This is a genomic window from Kitasatospora sp. NPDC017646 (assembly GCF_044329365.1).
Classification (GTDB): domain Bacteria; phylum Actinomycetota; class Actinomycetes; order Streptomycetales; family Streptomycetaceae; genus Kitasatospora.
In genome coordinates, this window is record NZ_JBIRJC010000041.1 from 48449 (window position 1) to 59215 (window position 10767).

13 protein-coding genes and 4 tRNA genes are annotated in these 10767 nt (G+C 72.8%); 7 read left to right on the plus strand and 10 right to left on the minus strand.

Annotation, left to right across the window (positions count from 1 at the left end; translation table 11 throughout):
- From ACH4J0_RS35815 to crcB (ACH4J0_RS35835), 5 genes are all read right to left on the minus strand, one after another.
- Nucleotides 1-1742: DEAD/DEAH box helicase (locus tag ACH4J0_RS35815; RefSeq protein ID WP_396245346.1), on the minus strand; the 1742-nt coding region annotated here is incomplete at its 3' end.
- A gap of 194 nt (nucleotides 1743-1936) precedes the next feature.
- A complete protein-coding gene (locus ACH4J0_RS35820; RefSeq protein ID WP_396245347.1) occupies nucleotides 1937-2575 on the minus strand; it encodes a hypothetical protein in 639 nt (212 codons plus the stop codon).
- A 201-nt stretch (nucleotides 2576-2776) separates the two neighbouring features.
- Nucleotides 2777-3151 (minus strand): fluoride efflux transporter CrcB, encoded by a 375-nt coding sequence (gene crcB / locus ACH4J0_RS35825; RefSeq protein ID WP_396245349.1) that lies wholly within the window; start codon nucleotides 3149-3151, stop codon nucleotides 2777-2779.
- Entirely contained in the window at nucleotides 3148-3495 is a 348-nt protein-coding gene (locus ACH4J0_RS35830; RefSeq protein ID WP_396245350.1) for a DUF190 domain-containing protein, read from the minus strand. Before ACH4J0_RS35830 ends, crcB (ACH4J0_RS35825) begins: the two co-directional genes overlap by 4 nt.
- Nucleotides 3492-3959 carry a fluoride efflux transporter CrcB gene (crcB, locus tag ACH4J0_RS35835; RefSeq protein ID WP_396245351.1) on the minus strand — a complete coding sequence of 156 codons (468 nt, stop codon included), beginning with the start codon at nucleotides 3957-3959 and terminating at the stop codon, nucleotides 3492-3494. Before crcB (ACH4J0_RS35835) ends, ACH4J0_RS35830 begins: the two co-directional genes overlap by 4 nt.
- Before the next feature lie 70 nt (nucleotides 3960-4029).
- Here crcB (ACH4J0_RS35835) and ACH4J0_RS35840 point away from each other — a divergent pair, with 70 nt between their 5' ends.
- The 4 genes from ACH4J0_RS35840 to ACH4J0_RS35855 all read left to right on the plus strand — a co-directional run bounded on the left by ACH4J0_RS35840 (nucleotide 4030) and on the right by ACH4J0_RS35855 (nucleotide 4775).
- On the plus strand, nucleotides 4030-4371 hold the full coding sequence (locus ACH4J0_RS35840) for a metallopeptidase family protein (protein ID WP_396245352.1): 342 nt from the start codon (nucleotides 4030-4032) through the stop codon (nucleotides 4369-4371).
- Nucleotides 4372-4473: 102 nt separating this feature from the next.
- A tRNA-Glu gene (locus tag ACH4J0_RS35845) sits at nucleotides 4474-4546 on the plus strand.
- 54 nt (nucleotides 4547-4600) lie between these two features.
- A tRNA-Asp gene (locus tag ACH4J0_RS35850) sits at nucleotides 4601-4674 on the plus strand.
- Nucleotides 4675-4701: 27 nt separating this feature from the next.
- A tRNA-Phe gene (locus ACH4J0_RS35855) sits at nucleotides 4702-4775 on the plus strand.
- A gap of 120 nt (nucleotides 4776-4895) precedes the next feature.
- Here the strand turns inward: ACH4J0_RS35855 and ACH4J0_RS35860 are convergent.
- The 3 genes from ACH4J0_RS35860 to ACH4J0_RS35870 all read right to left on the minus strand — a co-directional run bounded on the left by ACH4J0_RS35860 (nucleotide 4896) and on the right by ACH4J0_RS35870 (nucleotide 6777).
- Nucleotides 4896-5300: a type II toxin-antitoxin system VapC family toxin gene (locus ACH4J0_RS35860; protein WP_396245353.1), complete on the minus strand. Its 405-nt coding sequence runs from the start codon at nucleotides 5298-5300 to the stop codon at nucleotides 4896-4898.
- Nucleotides 5297-5527, minus strand: a complete 231-nt coding sequence (locus ACH4J0_RS35865; RefSeq protein WP_218203968.1) for a FitA-like ribbon-helix-helix domain-containing protein — start codon at nucleotides 5525-5527, stop codon at nucleotides 5297-5299. Before ACH4J0_RS35865 ends, ACH4J0_RS35860 begins: the two co-directional genes overlap by 4 nt.
- A gap of 116 nt (nucleotides 5528-5643) precedes the next feature.
- Nucleotides 5644-6777 (minus strand): hypothetical protein, encoded by a 1134-nt coding sequence (locus ACH4J0_RS35870; RefSeq protein WP_396245355.1) that lies wholly within the window; start codon nucleotides 6775-6777, stop codon nucleotides 5644-5646.
- A gap of 73 nt (nucleotides 6778-6850) precedes the next feature.
- On the opposite strand from ACH4J0_RS35870, the gene ACH4J0_RS35875 reads away from it, so the two are divergent.
- From ACH4J0_RS35875 to ACH4J0_RS35885, 3 genes are all read left to right on the plus strand, one after another.
- Nucleotides 6851-7276 carry a hypothetical protein gene (locus ACH4J0_RS35875; RefSeq protein WP_396245356.1) on the plus strand — a complete coding sequence of 142 codons (426 nt, stop codon included), beginning with the start codon at nucleotides 6851-6853 and terminating at the stop codon, nucleotides 7274-7276.
- Nucleotides 7234-8091, plus strand: a complete 858-nt coding sequence (locus tag ACH4J0_RS35880) for a plasmid pRiA4b ORF-3 family protein (RefSeq protein WP_396245358.1) — start codon at nucleotides 7234-7236, stop codon at nucleotides 8089-8091. Before ACH4J0_RS35875 ends, ACH4J0_RS35880 begins: the two co-directional genes overlap by 43 nt.
- 108 nt (nucleotides 8092-8199) lie before the next feature.
- A tRNA-Phe gene (locus ACH4J0_RS35885) sits at nucleotides 8200-8265 on the plus strand.
- 85 nt (nucleotides 8266-8350) lie between these two features.
- Here ACH4J0_RS35885 and ACH4J0_RS35890 read toward each other — a convergent pair.
- Together ACH4J0_RS35890 and ACH4J0_RS35895 are read right to left on the minus strand one after the other, a co-directional pair.
- Nucleotides 8351-9394 (minus strand): alpha/beta hydrolase family protein, encoded by a 1044-nt coding sequence (locus ACH4J0_RS35890; RefSeq protein WP_396245360.1) that lies wholly within the window; start codon nucleotides 9392-9394, stop codon nucleotides 8351-8353.
- A 22-nt stretch (nucleotides 9395-9416) separates the two neighbouring features.
- Entirely contained in the window at nucleotides 9417-10337 is a 921-nt protein-coding gene (locus ACH4J0_RS35895; RefSeq protein WP_396245361.1) for a zinc-binding dehydrogenase, read from the minus strand.
- Nucleotides 10338-10767 lie beyond the last annotated feature (430 nt).

Sequence of the window (10767 nt, forward strand, 5' to 3'; positions counted from 1 at the left end):
TCGCGGTCACGACCGGCACCGAAGCCACCAGAACGGCGGTCGTCGCGGTCACGGCCGCCGAAGCCACCGGAGCGGCGGTCGTCGCGGTCACGGTCCCGGTCACGGCCGAAGGCCGGACGCTCGGTGCGCGCCTCGCGGTACGAGGGGGTGCGCTCCTCGGCCTGCGGTGCTGCGGCGGCCGGGGCCTCCGCGGCGGCCGGGGCGTCGGCCTGGGCGGTCTCCTCGCCGGCCTCGGCGGACGCGGCCGGGGCCTCGTCCTCGATGCCCAGCTCGGCCCGCTCGCGCGCCGCGCGGGCGGCCAGGCGGTCGGCCTCCTCGCGCAGCTCGGTGGCGCGGCGCTGCGCGCGCTCCAGCTGGCGGGTCATGTCGGCGAGCTCGCGCTCGGCGGCACCGGCGATGTTCGCGGCGCTCTCGGCCTGCACCTCGGTGAGCGAGCGGGCGCCGGTGATCTTGGCGACCTCGGCGTCGAAGGCGTGGTCCAGGATGTGGCGGCTGGCGTCGACGCCCGCGTCCTCCATCAGGCGGAAGACGCCGCGGCGCTGGTGCGGCAGCACCAGGGTGACGACGGCACCGGAGCGGCCGGCGCGCGCGGTGCGGCCGGAGCGGTGCAGGTAGTCCTTGTGGTCGCCGGCCGGGTCCACGTTGAGGACCAGGTCGATGCCGTCGACGTGGATGCCGCGGGCGGCGACGTCGGTGGCGACGACGACGTTGACGTAGCCGTCCTTGAAGTCACCGAGGACGCGGGTGCGGGCGCCCTGGGTCATGCCGCCGTGCAGCGCGTCGGCCTTCACACCGGCCTCGATCAGCTGCTCGGCGACGCGGTCGGCGCCCATCTGGGTGCGGACGAAGATGATCGTGCGGCCCTTGCGGGCGGCGATCGCGTTGGTGATCGGCGCCTTGTCCTTGGGCTTCACCACGAGGATGTGGTGGGTCATGGTGGTGACGGCGCCGGCCGACGGGTCGACCTCGTGGGTGACCGGGCTCTTCAGGTAGCGCTTCACCAGGGTGTCGATCTCGTTCTCCAGGGTGGCGGAGAACAGCAGGCGCTGGCCGCCGGCCGGCACCTGGTCGAGGATCTCGGTGACCTCGGGCAGGAAGCCCATGTCGGCCATCTGGTCGGCCTCGTCGAGGACCACGGTCCGGACGTCGTCCAGCTTGGCGGAGCCGCGGTTCAGCAGGTCACGCAGACGGCCGGGGGTGGCGACCAGGATGTCGACGCCGCGCTCCAGCGCGTAGATCTGGTTCGACATCGAGGTGCCGCCGCAGACGACCTTGAGGCGCAGGCCGAGCACCGAGCCGAAGGGCTCCAGGGCGTCGGCGACCTGCATGGCCAGCTCGCGGGTCGGGACCAGGATCAGGCCGCGCGGGTGCTTGGCGCGGGTGCGCTCGCCGTCGGCCAGGCGGGTCAGCAGCGGCAGGCCGAAGCTGAGGGTCTTGCCGGAGCCGGTGCGGCCGCGGCCCAGCACGTCCTTGCCGGCCAGGGCGTCCGGGATGGTCGCGGCCTGGATCGGGAACGGGGTGGTGACGCCGCGCTTGGCGAGGGCACGGACGACGTCGTCGTGCAGGCCCAGGTCACCGAAGGTGATGGTGGGCTCGGTGGCCTCGGCCGTCTCCTCGACGGTCTCGGCGGTGATCTCCTCGGCCGACTCGGCGGCCTCGGTGATCAGATCGGTGGAGTCGGTGACATCGGCGGCGGCCTCGTTCGCGGGCATGGCGAAGCGGGCGTCGTCAACGAGAGACATGCAAAACCTTCCGGAAGTGGCACGCGCCAAAGTCCGGGGTTCTGTTTCACAACCGCCTCTATGCGGTCAGCCACGGATCGCCGGAACGCGCCAAGGGCGCCAGTGGGAATGGGGCGCCAGTCAAATGGATCAAACGAACGATCTACCACCATAGAGGACCCTCGGGATCCGAGGCAAATGTGCAGGCCAGCCCGCTAGTGCGCACCCGCACGGGGACTCGGCGCCGAGGAACCGGAGCTGCCGGAGGAGGGTTCCGGGCCCGGCGGGACGGTTGCGGCGGGCGTGGTGTGCTCGGGCTCGGGGGTGACGGACGGGTGACTGCTCGGAGTGGCCGACGGCGTCCCCGAACCGCCGCCGGAGCGGCCCTCGCCGGTGCCGCCGGTGCCCGTCGAACCCCCGCCCGCTGAGCCGCCGGGGTGCGGCGCGGGGCTGGGATTCGCGCCGCCCGTCGAGCCGTTGCCGCCCGGCGCGCCCTCGGGAACGGCCGCCCCCGGCACCGGGACCACGCCGGCCACCGCGCCGTTCGCGCCGGGCGTGAGCTCACCCGGCGCCGCGGCCGTGGCCCCGGTCGGCGCGTTCTCGGCTTGCGGGCCCCCCTGGCGCTCCGGGCGCCCCGACGCGCCCCCCGGGTGCCCGGCCCCCGGAGAGGCCGGGGGACCGCCCGCCGCGCCCGGCCGCCCCGCCGGGCCGGCCTGCCCGACCGGCGCCACCCCGCCGTGCTTCTCCTCCGCCGCCGGACCGACCGACATGCACCCGGTCAGCCCCAGCCCGGCCACCGCCAGCACCGCCGCCGCCCGCACCGCACGCGACCGCAGCGCCGCTGCCTCCCGCACCGCCGCTCCCGGTCCCACCGCCGCCGAGCGCGCCGATCCCACCGCCCGCACCGAAGCCACCGCGCCCACTCTCCTGCCGCCCCACCCGGGCCGCCCACTGGCGCGCGGCCGCTTTCGGTGCCCAACGCGCGCCGGGTCCGGCGGGTCACGGGTCGGTGCGGCAATTCTCGGCCGCCGGGGAGCGCGCCCGGGCCCCGGAGTTCAGCCCCAGAGCGCCGAGGCCAGCTCCGCCCCCGCGTACACCGCCGTCAGCCCGGCCACCAGGCTCCCGGCCACGTTCGCCACCGCGTACCGCCCGGCACCGGACTCGGCCAGCCGCAGCGTCTCGTACGAGAAGGTCGAGTACGTGGTCAGCGCCCCGCAGAAGCCCGTGCCGACCAGCAGTTGGACGTGCGAGGAAGCCGCGCCCGCCGTCACCGCCCCGGCCAGCAGGCCGAGCACCAGGCAGCCGGAGACGTTCACCGTGAAGGTGCCCCAGGGGAACACGGAGTCGTGCCGGGACTGCACCGCCCGGTCGGTCAGGTACCGCAGCGGCGCGCCGACCATCGCGCCCACCACCACCAGCAGCCAGTTCACTGCGCTCCGCCCCGGCCCCGGTAGTGCACGACCTCGCAGTGGTCCAGCAGCACCAGGCCCTCCGCGACCAGCTCCTCCAGCTGCGGCAGGAACGCCCGCACCCGGTCCTCCTCGTCCACGATCACCACCGCCACCGGCAGGTCCTCGCTCAGCGACAGCAGCCGCGCCGTATGCACCAGCGAGGAGGCGCCGAACCCCTCGATCCCCCGGAACACGCTCGCACCGGCCAGCCCGGCTGCCCGCGCCCGGTGCACGATCTCGCTGTACAGCGGGCGGTGGTGCCAGGTGTCGCTCTCGCCCACCAGCACGGTCAGCCGCAGCGCCGGCCCGCTCAGCCGGCTCACCGGGCACCGCCGCGGTGGATCAAGCGCCGGGTCAGCGCGGCCGCCGACCACACCGCGCCGAGCGCGCCCACCAGGGTCAGCCCGAGGTACGCCAGCCCGGGCCCGAGCCGCCCGGCCTCCAGCAGCCGGCGGACGTCCACCGCGTACGTCGAGAAGGTCGTGAACCCGCCCAGAACCCCGGTGCCGAAGAACGGCCGCAGCAGCGGGTGTGCCGGGCGTCCCTCGGTGATCGCCACCAGGAACACCCCGATCACCGCGCAGCCGACCACGTTGATCAGCAGCGTCGTCCACGGGAAGGCCGACGGCCCGGTCTCCCAGCCCAGCCCGGCGGCATACCGCGCCACCGCGCCGACCGCCCCGCCCACCGCGACCACCGCCACGACCGGCCCCTGCCCGCGCAGCACCGACGGCCGTTTCCGCACCGGCGCCGCCGTGCTCTCCACCGTGTCCTCCGAGGTCGTCACGATGCCATCAAACACCGCCGTCCGCTGCCTGGCACACCGTCACCGCAGACCCGACAATGATCCGGTGGAAATGACCCGGGAAGAGTTCGAGACGCTGGTCAGCGACGCCCTGGACCGGATTCCCCCGCAGCTCGCGGCCATGATGGACAACGTCGCGGTCTTCGTCGAGGACGAACCCGAACCGAGCGACCCCGAACTCCTCGGCCTCTACGAGGGCACCCCGCTCACCGAGCGCGGCGAGTGGTACGCGGGCGTCCTGCCCGACCGGATCCTGATCTACCGCGGCCCCACCCTGCGGCACTGCGACACCCACGAGCAGGTCGTCGAAGAGGTCCGCACCACCGTCATCCACGAGGTCGCCCACCACTTCGGCTTCGACGACCACGAGCTGGACGAACTCGGCTGGTCCTGACCCCCGCCCCGACTCGGCCCGAACCCGTTTTGGCGATCCGCCCCGCATCCCATATGCTTCTCGACGTCCCCGGAACGCTGGAAACAGCCGGACGGGCCGCAAGCCCTCATCGTCTAGTGGCCCAGGACGCCGCCCTTTCAAGGCGGTAGCACGGGTTCGAATCCCGTTGGGGGCACGCAGTTCCGTAGTAAAGTCAGTGCCGCAAGACCTTAGTGGTTCGCCACTACCAGGTCCCGTGGAGCAGTTGGTTAGCTCGCCACCCTGTCAAGGTGGAGGTCGCGGGTTCAAGTCCCGTCGGGATCGCTCGTCTCGCAAGAGACGGTGCAGTACGGCCAGGTAGCTCAGTTGGTACGAGCGTCCGCCTGAAAAGCGGAAGGTCGCCGGTTCGACCCCGGCCCTGGCCACAATGCCTGACCAGGCACGATGCCCTCGAAGCAGCTCGCTTCGGGGGCATTTTCGTGCCGGTTGACGCCAACGGCGCAGCGGACGGTCGTTGCCCTGCTCCGGCCCGCCTTCACCAGCGGCTAGGCAAAGACCTCGATGGTGCACTTGGCCGCACCGCTGCGCTGGATTCGGGCATCGCTGGTGACGAGCGGCACGCCGAGGGTCTCGGCGAGCGCCACATACTGGGCGTCATATGCACTGATGTTGTGGTTCAGTTCTCGCACCCGCTGCCAGAGGATCAGCGTCTCGTGTCGCGTGATGGCGAGTGCCTGGTAGTCGGCTACGGCCTTCACCGCTTCCTTCTCCGCGAGCTTTCCGCCCCGCACCATACCGAAGAGAGCCGACACGAGTTCGTAGTCGAGAAGGCCAGGGGCGGCGAGCGCATCCACCCCGCGGAGTCGGTCGCGGACGGCGTGGCCGGCGGGGCTGTGGTCGGTGAGCACCCGCACCAGCGCAGAGCAGTCAATGACAACGCTCGAATTCACCGACGCTCCCGCCCGTCATCGATCGCGGCGAGGATGTCAGAGGTACTGACGTCGGTACGGGTCTCCCGGTCAAGGCGGGCCATCATCTCGGCCAACGTCGGCGTGGCCGCCTCGCGGGTGACGAGGTCGAGCAGGTACGCCTGGAGGCTCTTCCCCGCCTTGGCCGCCTTGAGCTTGAGGGTTTCGAGAATCGGGTCCGGGACTTCACGAATCGTGATCGCAGTCATGCAGGCATTTTAGCTGCAACGCTTGCGAAATGCCTGCACTCGATATTCCAACCACTTGGTCACGACCCACGGGCCACCGGTGTCCCTCGGCGAGCCCCGTGAACGGAAGGAAGGCGTCAGCCGCGCAAGGCCCGGTCGTCGAGTCTGCGCAGCAGGCCAGGCAGGTGCCGGTGCTCCTCGCGGAGCGCGGCCAGCCGCTGCCGGAACTCAAGTCCGCGTCCGACGTGGTCACAGGCGTCGCGGAGCTCGACCAGACGGGCCACTGCGGCGTCGTAGCGGGCCACCTGCTTGCGGGCGACGTGGTTCTCGACCTCCCGCCAGATCGCCTCCTCGTCGGCGGCCAGGGCGGTCAGCTTCTTTGCCCGCGCCTCGTCTCGAACCCGCTCGGCGCGCTGTCGGCGCCCGGCAGCCCGCGCGTGCGCTGCGTCCAGCAGTTCAGCTGCGGATCGCTGCCCCGGCACGGTCGCGGCAACCGGTTCGCCGCGCAGGCGGCGCAGCAGTTCGGCGCCCAGCTGCGCCTCACTGCCCAGGGCCAGGCGCAGCAGGAGGTCGTCCTTCTCCTTCTCGGGAAGCGCGGCGATCAGCGGCGCCAACTCCTTCTTCCCGGGCCGCTTCCGAGGTGCGGGGGCCGGCGGGCTGGCCTGGGCGGCGACCGCCAGCAGGTCGGCGTCGACGCGGAGGAAGTCCGCGAGCGCTCGCTGCGGTGCGGTGAGGCGGTCGAGCCCGGCCGGGACCGGGGGCTCCACCGCTTCCCGGTAGGCCTCCTCGTCGTCCTCCTGGAGCGCCCAGGCACCGATGGCGGACAGCCATGCGAGGTACAGAGCGCGGTGATCACCGGCCGCCAGCTCGGCCCGCACCCCGGCGATGGCACCCAGTGAGTCCTCGGCACCCTCGACCCAGTCGCCGCTCTCATCCTCGCTGCGCAGGTCCAGGACGAGGTGGGTCTTGGTCGTCCACGCCTCGACGCATTCGTCAAAGCGGTACGGCTCCAGCGCCTGCAGCGGGAGCTGCCCCTTGGGCAGGCGCAGGATCACCTGATGGGTGCCCCAGTTGGTCAGGTACAGGTGGGCGTCGTAGTACCGCTCCACCATCCGCCGAGGGTCGCCGCGGAAGTCGCCCCACTGATATTCATTGGTGAAGCTGGTCGCGGTGATCCGGGCCCGAGTGGACAGCGAGCGCAGCTGCTCCTGCTCGTCGCTGGTCAGCGGCCGATCGATCGCCAGGAACTCGTAGTACTGGTACTCACTCATCACGGGCGACCCTAGCGGGAATGCCGATCCTCGATGATGGAATCCGTCAGACCCGGAGCAGACGGAAGCGGCGATGGAACCCGAGCAGCCAGGCACCGTCGAGCAGGTCCGAGGTCTCGTCAGCTGGATCGGCGCGGGACGCAAGCTCACTCAGACGGGCAAGATCACCCTCGCGGACGCGAGGGCCCTGGTCGCTCTTCTGGAGACCGGCGACACCATCGACCCGGCCATCGGTGACAGGACCTTCAAGACCAAGTCCAGCCAGGAGCTGTACCACCTGAACCTGCTGGTCGAATGGGCCAAGGCGGCCCGGCTGCTGCGGGTCACCGGCGGCCGCCTGGTGCCCGTCAAGAAGAACGCGCGCGTACTGGAGGACCCGAGCGCATCCTCGACGCGCTGTTCGAGGCCCTGCCGCGCATCGGCGAGGCGGTACTCCCCTCCGGGTGGCTCGGCTCCATGCTCTCGGAGGAGTACCCCGCCGGGCTGCGGGTGGTGCTGACGAGCCTCTACGCCGCCGACCTTCCGGTGCCGGCGCAGAAGCTGCGGACCGCGGTGTGGGAGACGCTGTCCCGGTTCTTCGTCCTCGACGACCTTCCCGAAGAGCGCCTTCGCCTCCTGCGTCGGAGCGACGACCGCGACGTGGACCGCCTCCTCACGGCGCTCAAGGGCCTCGGGGCCGCCCAGCAGACCGGCGAGTCCGTCGCTCTCACCTCGGCCGGCCGTCAAGCCGTGGCCCGGCTGCGCGGGGAGCCACGCCCTGGCGACCCGGTCTACCAGCTCCGCATCCAACTCGCCGATGTGGATCAGCCTGCGGTGTGGCGCCGCGTCCAGGTGCCGGCCGGTATCCGCCTCGACGACTTGCACCAGGTCATCCAGGCGGCGATGGGCTGGCAGGACTGCCACCTGCACGCGTTCAGCGCGAACGGCGTCGACTACGGTCGCCGCTCGTCCGAACTCGACTTCGTCGACGAGACCACCGCCGCGCTGGACACTGTCGCCAAGGAGGGCACACACCTCGATTACACCTACGACTTCGGTGACTCGTGGGACCACCGCATCACCGTCGAACACCGGATGACAGCCGAGGCGGGCCGGCACTACCCCGCCTGCGTGGACGGAGCGGGAGCCTGCCCACCCGAGGACTGCGGCGGCCCGGGCGGGTACGAGGGCCTCAAGCGAACCCTCCACGACTCCGACCACCCGGAGCACCAGGACCTGCTGCGCTGGCTCGGTCTCGAATCAGCGGCCGACTTCGACCCGGCCCACTTCGACCTGCGCGAGACCAACCAGCAACTGCGCACTCTCGGCTGGTGAGCGGGATCCGATCCTGTGACTCCGGTTGACGCCAACGCTGACGCCAACCGCCGTGCACCATGACGTCTGCAGCCGCACTTCTGCGGACGTCAGAACCGCTCGAAACAGGGCGTATCGATGCTCCGGCTCGGCCTGAAAAGCGGAAGGTCGCCGGTTCGACCCCGGCCCTGGCCACCGCCAGGAGAGCCCCGGAGAGATCACTCTCCGGGGCTTTTTCGCGCCCGCTACGCCCGCACCGCAGCGCCCACTTGACCGCCCCTCATCGGGCGAGGCGCGCGGTGAGCCAGTCGGCCGTGGCCGGGAGCCAGTCCGGGAGGGCGGTGCCGAGCAGGTGGTTGCCGTGCGGGACGAGCAGCAGTTCGGCGTTCGGGGCGTGCTCGGCGAGGACGGTGGCGTTGGTGACGCCGGGAATGCGGTCCTCGCCGCCCTCGACCACCAGCAGCGGGAGGGCGATCGTCGGGGCGAGCCCGGTCAGGTCGAGCCGGTCCGCGAAGGCCCGGGCCGCCTCGGGGCCGCCGCAGCGCTGGGCCAGGGTCTCGCGGACGAAGGGGACCACGCCCGCCCAGTCCAGCCGGTACGGGCCGCTGACCGTCACGGCGGCGCGCAGCCGCGGCTCGTGGGCGGCGGCCATCGCCGCGTAGTAGCCGCCCAGGCTGAGGCCGACCACGGCGGTGCGGGCGGGGTCCAGCCCGTCGTGGGCCCCGAGCGCGTCCAGGGCCCGACCCACCACCCGGTGGTAGTCCGGCTCCGGCGCACTGGTGGCGGCCAGGACGCCCTGGCCGGGCCCGTCGATCGCCAGCACGGCGACCCCCCGGGCCAGCAGCGCGTCGGCGAGCGCGTGGAACTCCTCCTTGCCGGAGTCCATGCCCGGCACGATCAGCACCACCGGGCTTCCGGCCGCCGCCGGACGGCGCAGCCAGCCGGCGAAGCCCTCGCCCTCGACCCGCGCCGCCTCCGGCTCCAGCAGCGCCAGCGACTGCCGCATCGCCTCGTCGGCCTCGGAGGCCAGCCGGGCGGCAGTGACCCGGTCGGGGTGCGGCACCAGTCCGGCGGCGTGGAACCAACGGGCGGCGCTGCGGTAGGCGCCGCCGGCGGTGACCGTACGGCCCTCGGCAGCGGCGACCGCGGCCTCGGCGGTGTACCGGCGCCCGACCGCGCCGAAGGCGGCCGGCCAGTCGCGCAGCGAGGTCAGCGAGCCGGTCACCCGGTCGTACTCGTACAGGTCGAGCCCGGCGCCGTGGACGCGCGGTCGGGTTTCGGCGGTGAACGCGGGCAACAGACCAGGGGTGTCGACGAAGGACACGATGAAAGCTCCTCTTCGGGAATCAGGCGACGGTCAGGACGGCCTTGCCGCGGATCCGCCGGTCTCGCAGGTCGGTGAGGGTGGTCGCGGTCCACTCCCAGGGCGCGACCAGCCCGATCTCCGGGGTCAGCCGGCCGGCCGCCGCGAGGCGCACCAGGGTGGCCAGGTCCTCGCCGTCCGGCACGTCGGAGTCGGCGTAGTGGAAGTGCCGCAGGGTGGCCGACTCCGGACCGGCGAAGAAGTCGAAGAAGTTCAGCGTGGCGGGCGTCCGCGAGGCCTGGCCGAACCAGACCAGGGTGCCGCGCCGGGTCAGCCGGGCCAGCGCCAGCGGCAGGTCGGCCCCACCGGTGGACTCCAGCACCAGGTCGTACGGGCCCCGGGCGTCACCCAGCTCGTGCACCACCTCGGCCGCCCCCAGTTCCGCCAGCCGGCGCCCGCGCTCCGCGGAGGCGGTCACGACGGTCAGCTCGGCCCCGGCCGCCGCCGCCAGCTCGGTGAAGTAGTGCCCCACCCCACCGGACGCCCCGGTCAGCAGCACCCGCCGCCCGGCCACCGCCCCCACCGTGCGCAGCAACCGCAGCGCGGTCAGCCCGGCCAACGGCAGCGCAGCGGCTCGTACGGCATCCAGGCTGTCCGGCAGCTCGGCGAGCGAGGACACCGGCACGCACACGTACTCGGCCCACCCGGCCGCCGGCGGGTGCCCGACCACCCGCCGACACACCGCAGGCCCCGACCCGTCAGCCGCAGCCTGCACGACCAGCCCGGCCACGTCCTTCCCCGGCCGCCACCCCTCCCTGGGCGCCTCCAGCTGAAACGTCTCCCCCCGGTTCACCGAGAACGCCTCCACCTTCACCAACACCTCCCCCGGCCCCGGCCGCGGCTGCTCCACCTCCGCGAACCGCACCGGCTCCCCCGCATCCCCCGTCGCCACCAGCGCCTTCATCCCCACTCCTCACCTCGTCGGAGCCCCCACTCCACCGCCCCCACCACCCCCCGGTCCAACAACCACCCGACAGCAACGACAACCACCAGTTGTCACACCCCCACCCCCTCCCCCACCCCCTCCCCCTTTCCGCCCCCACCCCCGCACCCCCACCCGACCCAGGCGAGAGGGACGCGCTGCGGGAGGGGCGGTGGAGGGGGTGGCCGCGGAGAGGGGCGTAACGGGTGATTTTCAGACTGCCAACGGCGAGCACCCCCCACCCACAGAGTCGGCAGTCCGAAAATCACCCAGCCCCCGGAGCGGCCCCCCCCCCCCCCCCCCCCCCCCCCCCCCCCCCCCCCCCCCCCCCCGCGGCCGGTTCCCGGACGGGGACGGCAGGTTCACGGGCCGGAGGGCCACTTCACGGGCCGGAGGGCTACTTCACGGGCAG

Bases quoted from the DNA above. Each gene is read 5' to 3' on its own strand.
- ACH4J0_RS35840 (WP_396245352.1), top strand. From the start codon at position 4,030: ATGACCCGGGAAGAGTTCGAGACGCTGGTCAGCGACGCCCTGGACCGG.
- ACH4J0_RS35865 (WP_218203968.1), bottom strand. From the start codon at position 5,527: ATGACTGCGATCACGATTCGTGAAGTCCCGGACCCGATTCTCGAAACC.
- ACH4J0_RS35870 (WP_396245355.1), bottom strand. From the start codon at position 6,777: ATGAGTGAGTACCAGTACTACGAGTTCCTGGCGATCGATCGGCCGCTG.
- ACH4J0_RS35875 (WP_396245356.1), top strand. From the start codon at position 6,851: ATGGAACCCGAGCAGCCAGGCACCGTCGAGCAGGTCCGAGGTCTCGTC.
- ACH4J0_RS35880 (WP_396245358.1), top strand. From the start codon at position 7,234: ATGCTCTCGGAGGAGTACCCCGCCGGGCTGCGGGTGGTGCTGACGAGC.
- ACH4J0_RS35895 (WP_396245361.1), bottom strand. From the start codon at position 10,337: ATGAAGGCGCTGGTGGCGACGGGGGATGCGGGGGAGCCGGTGCGGTTC.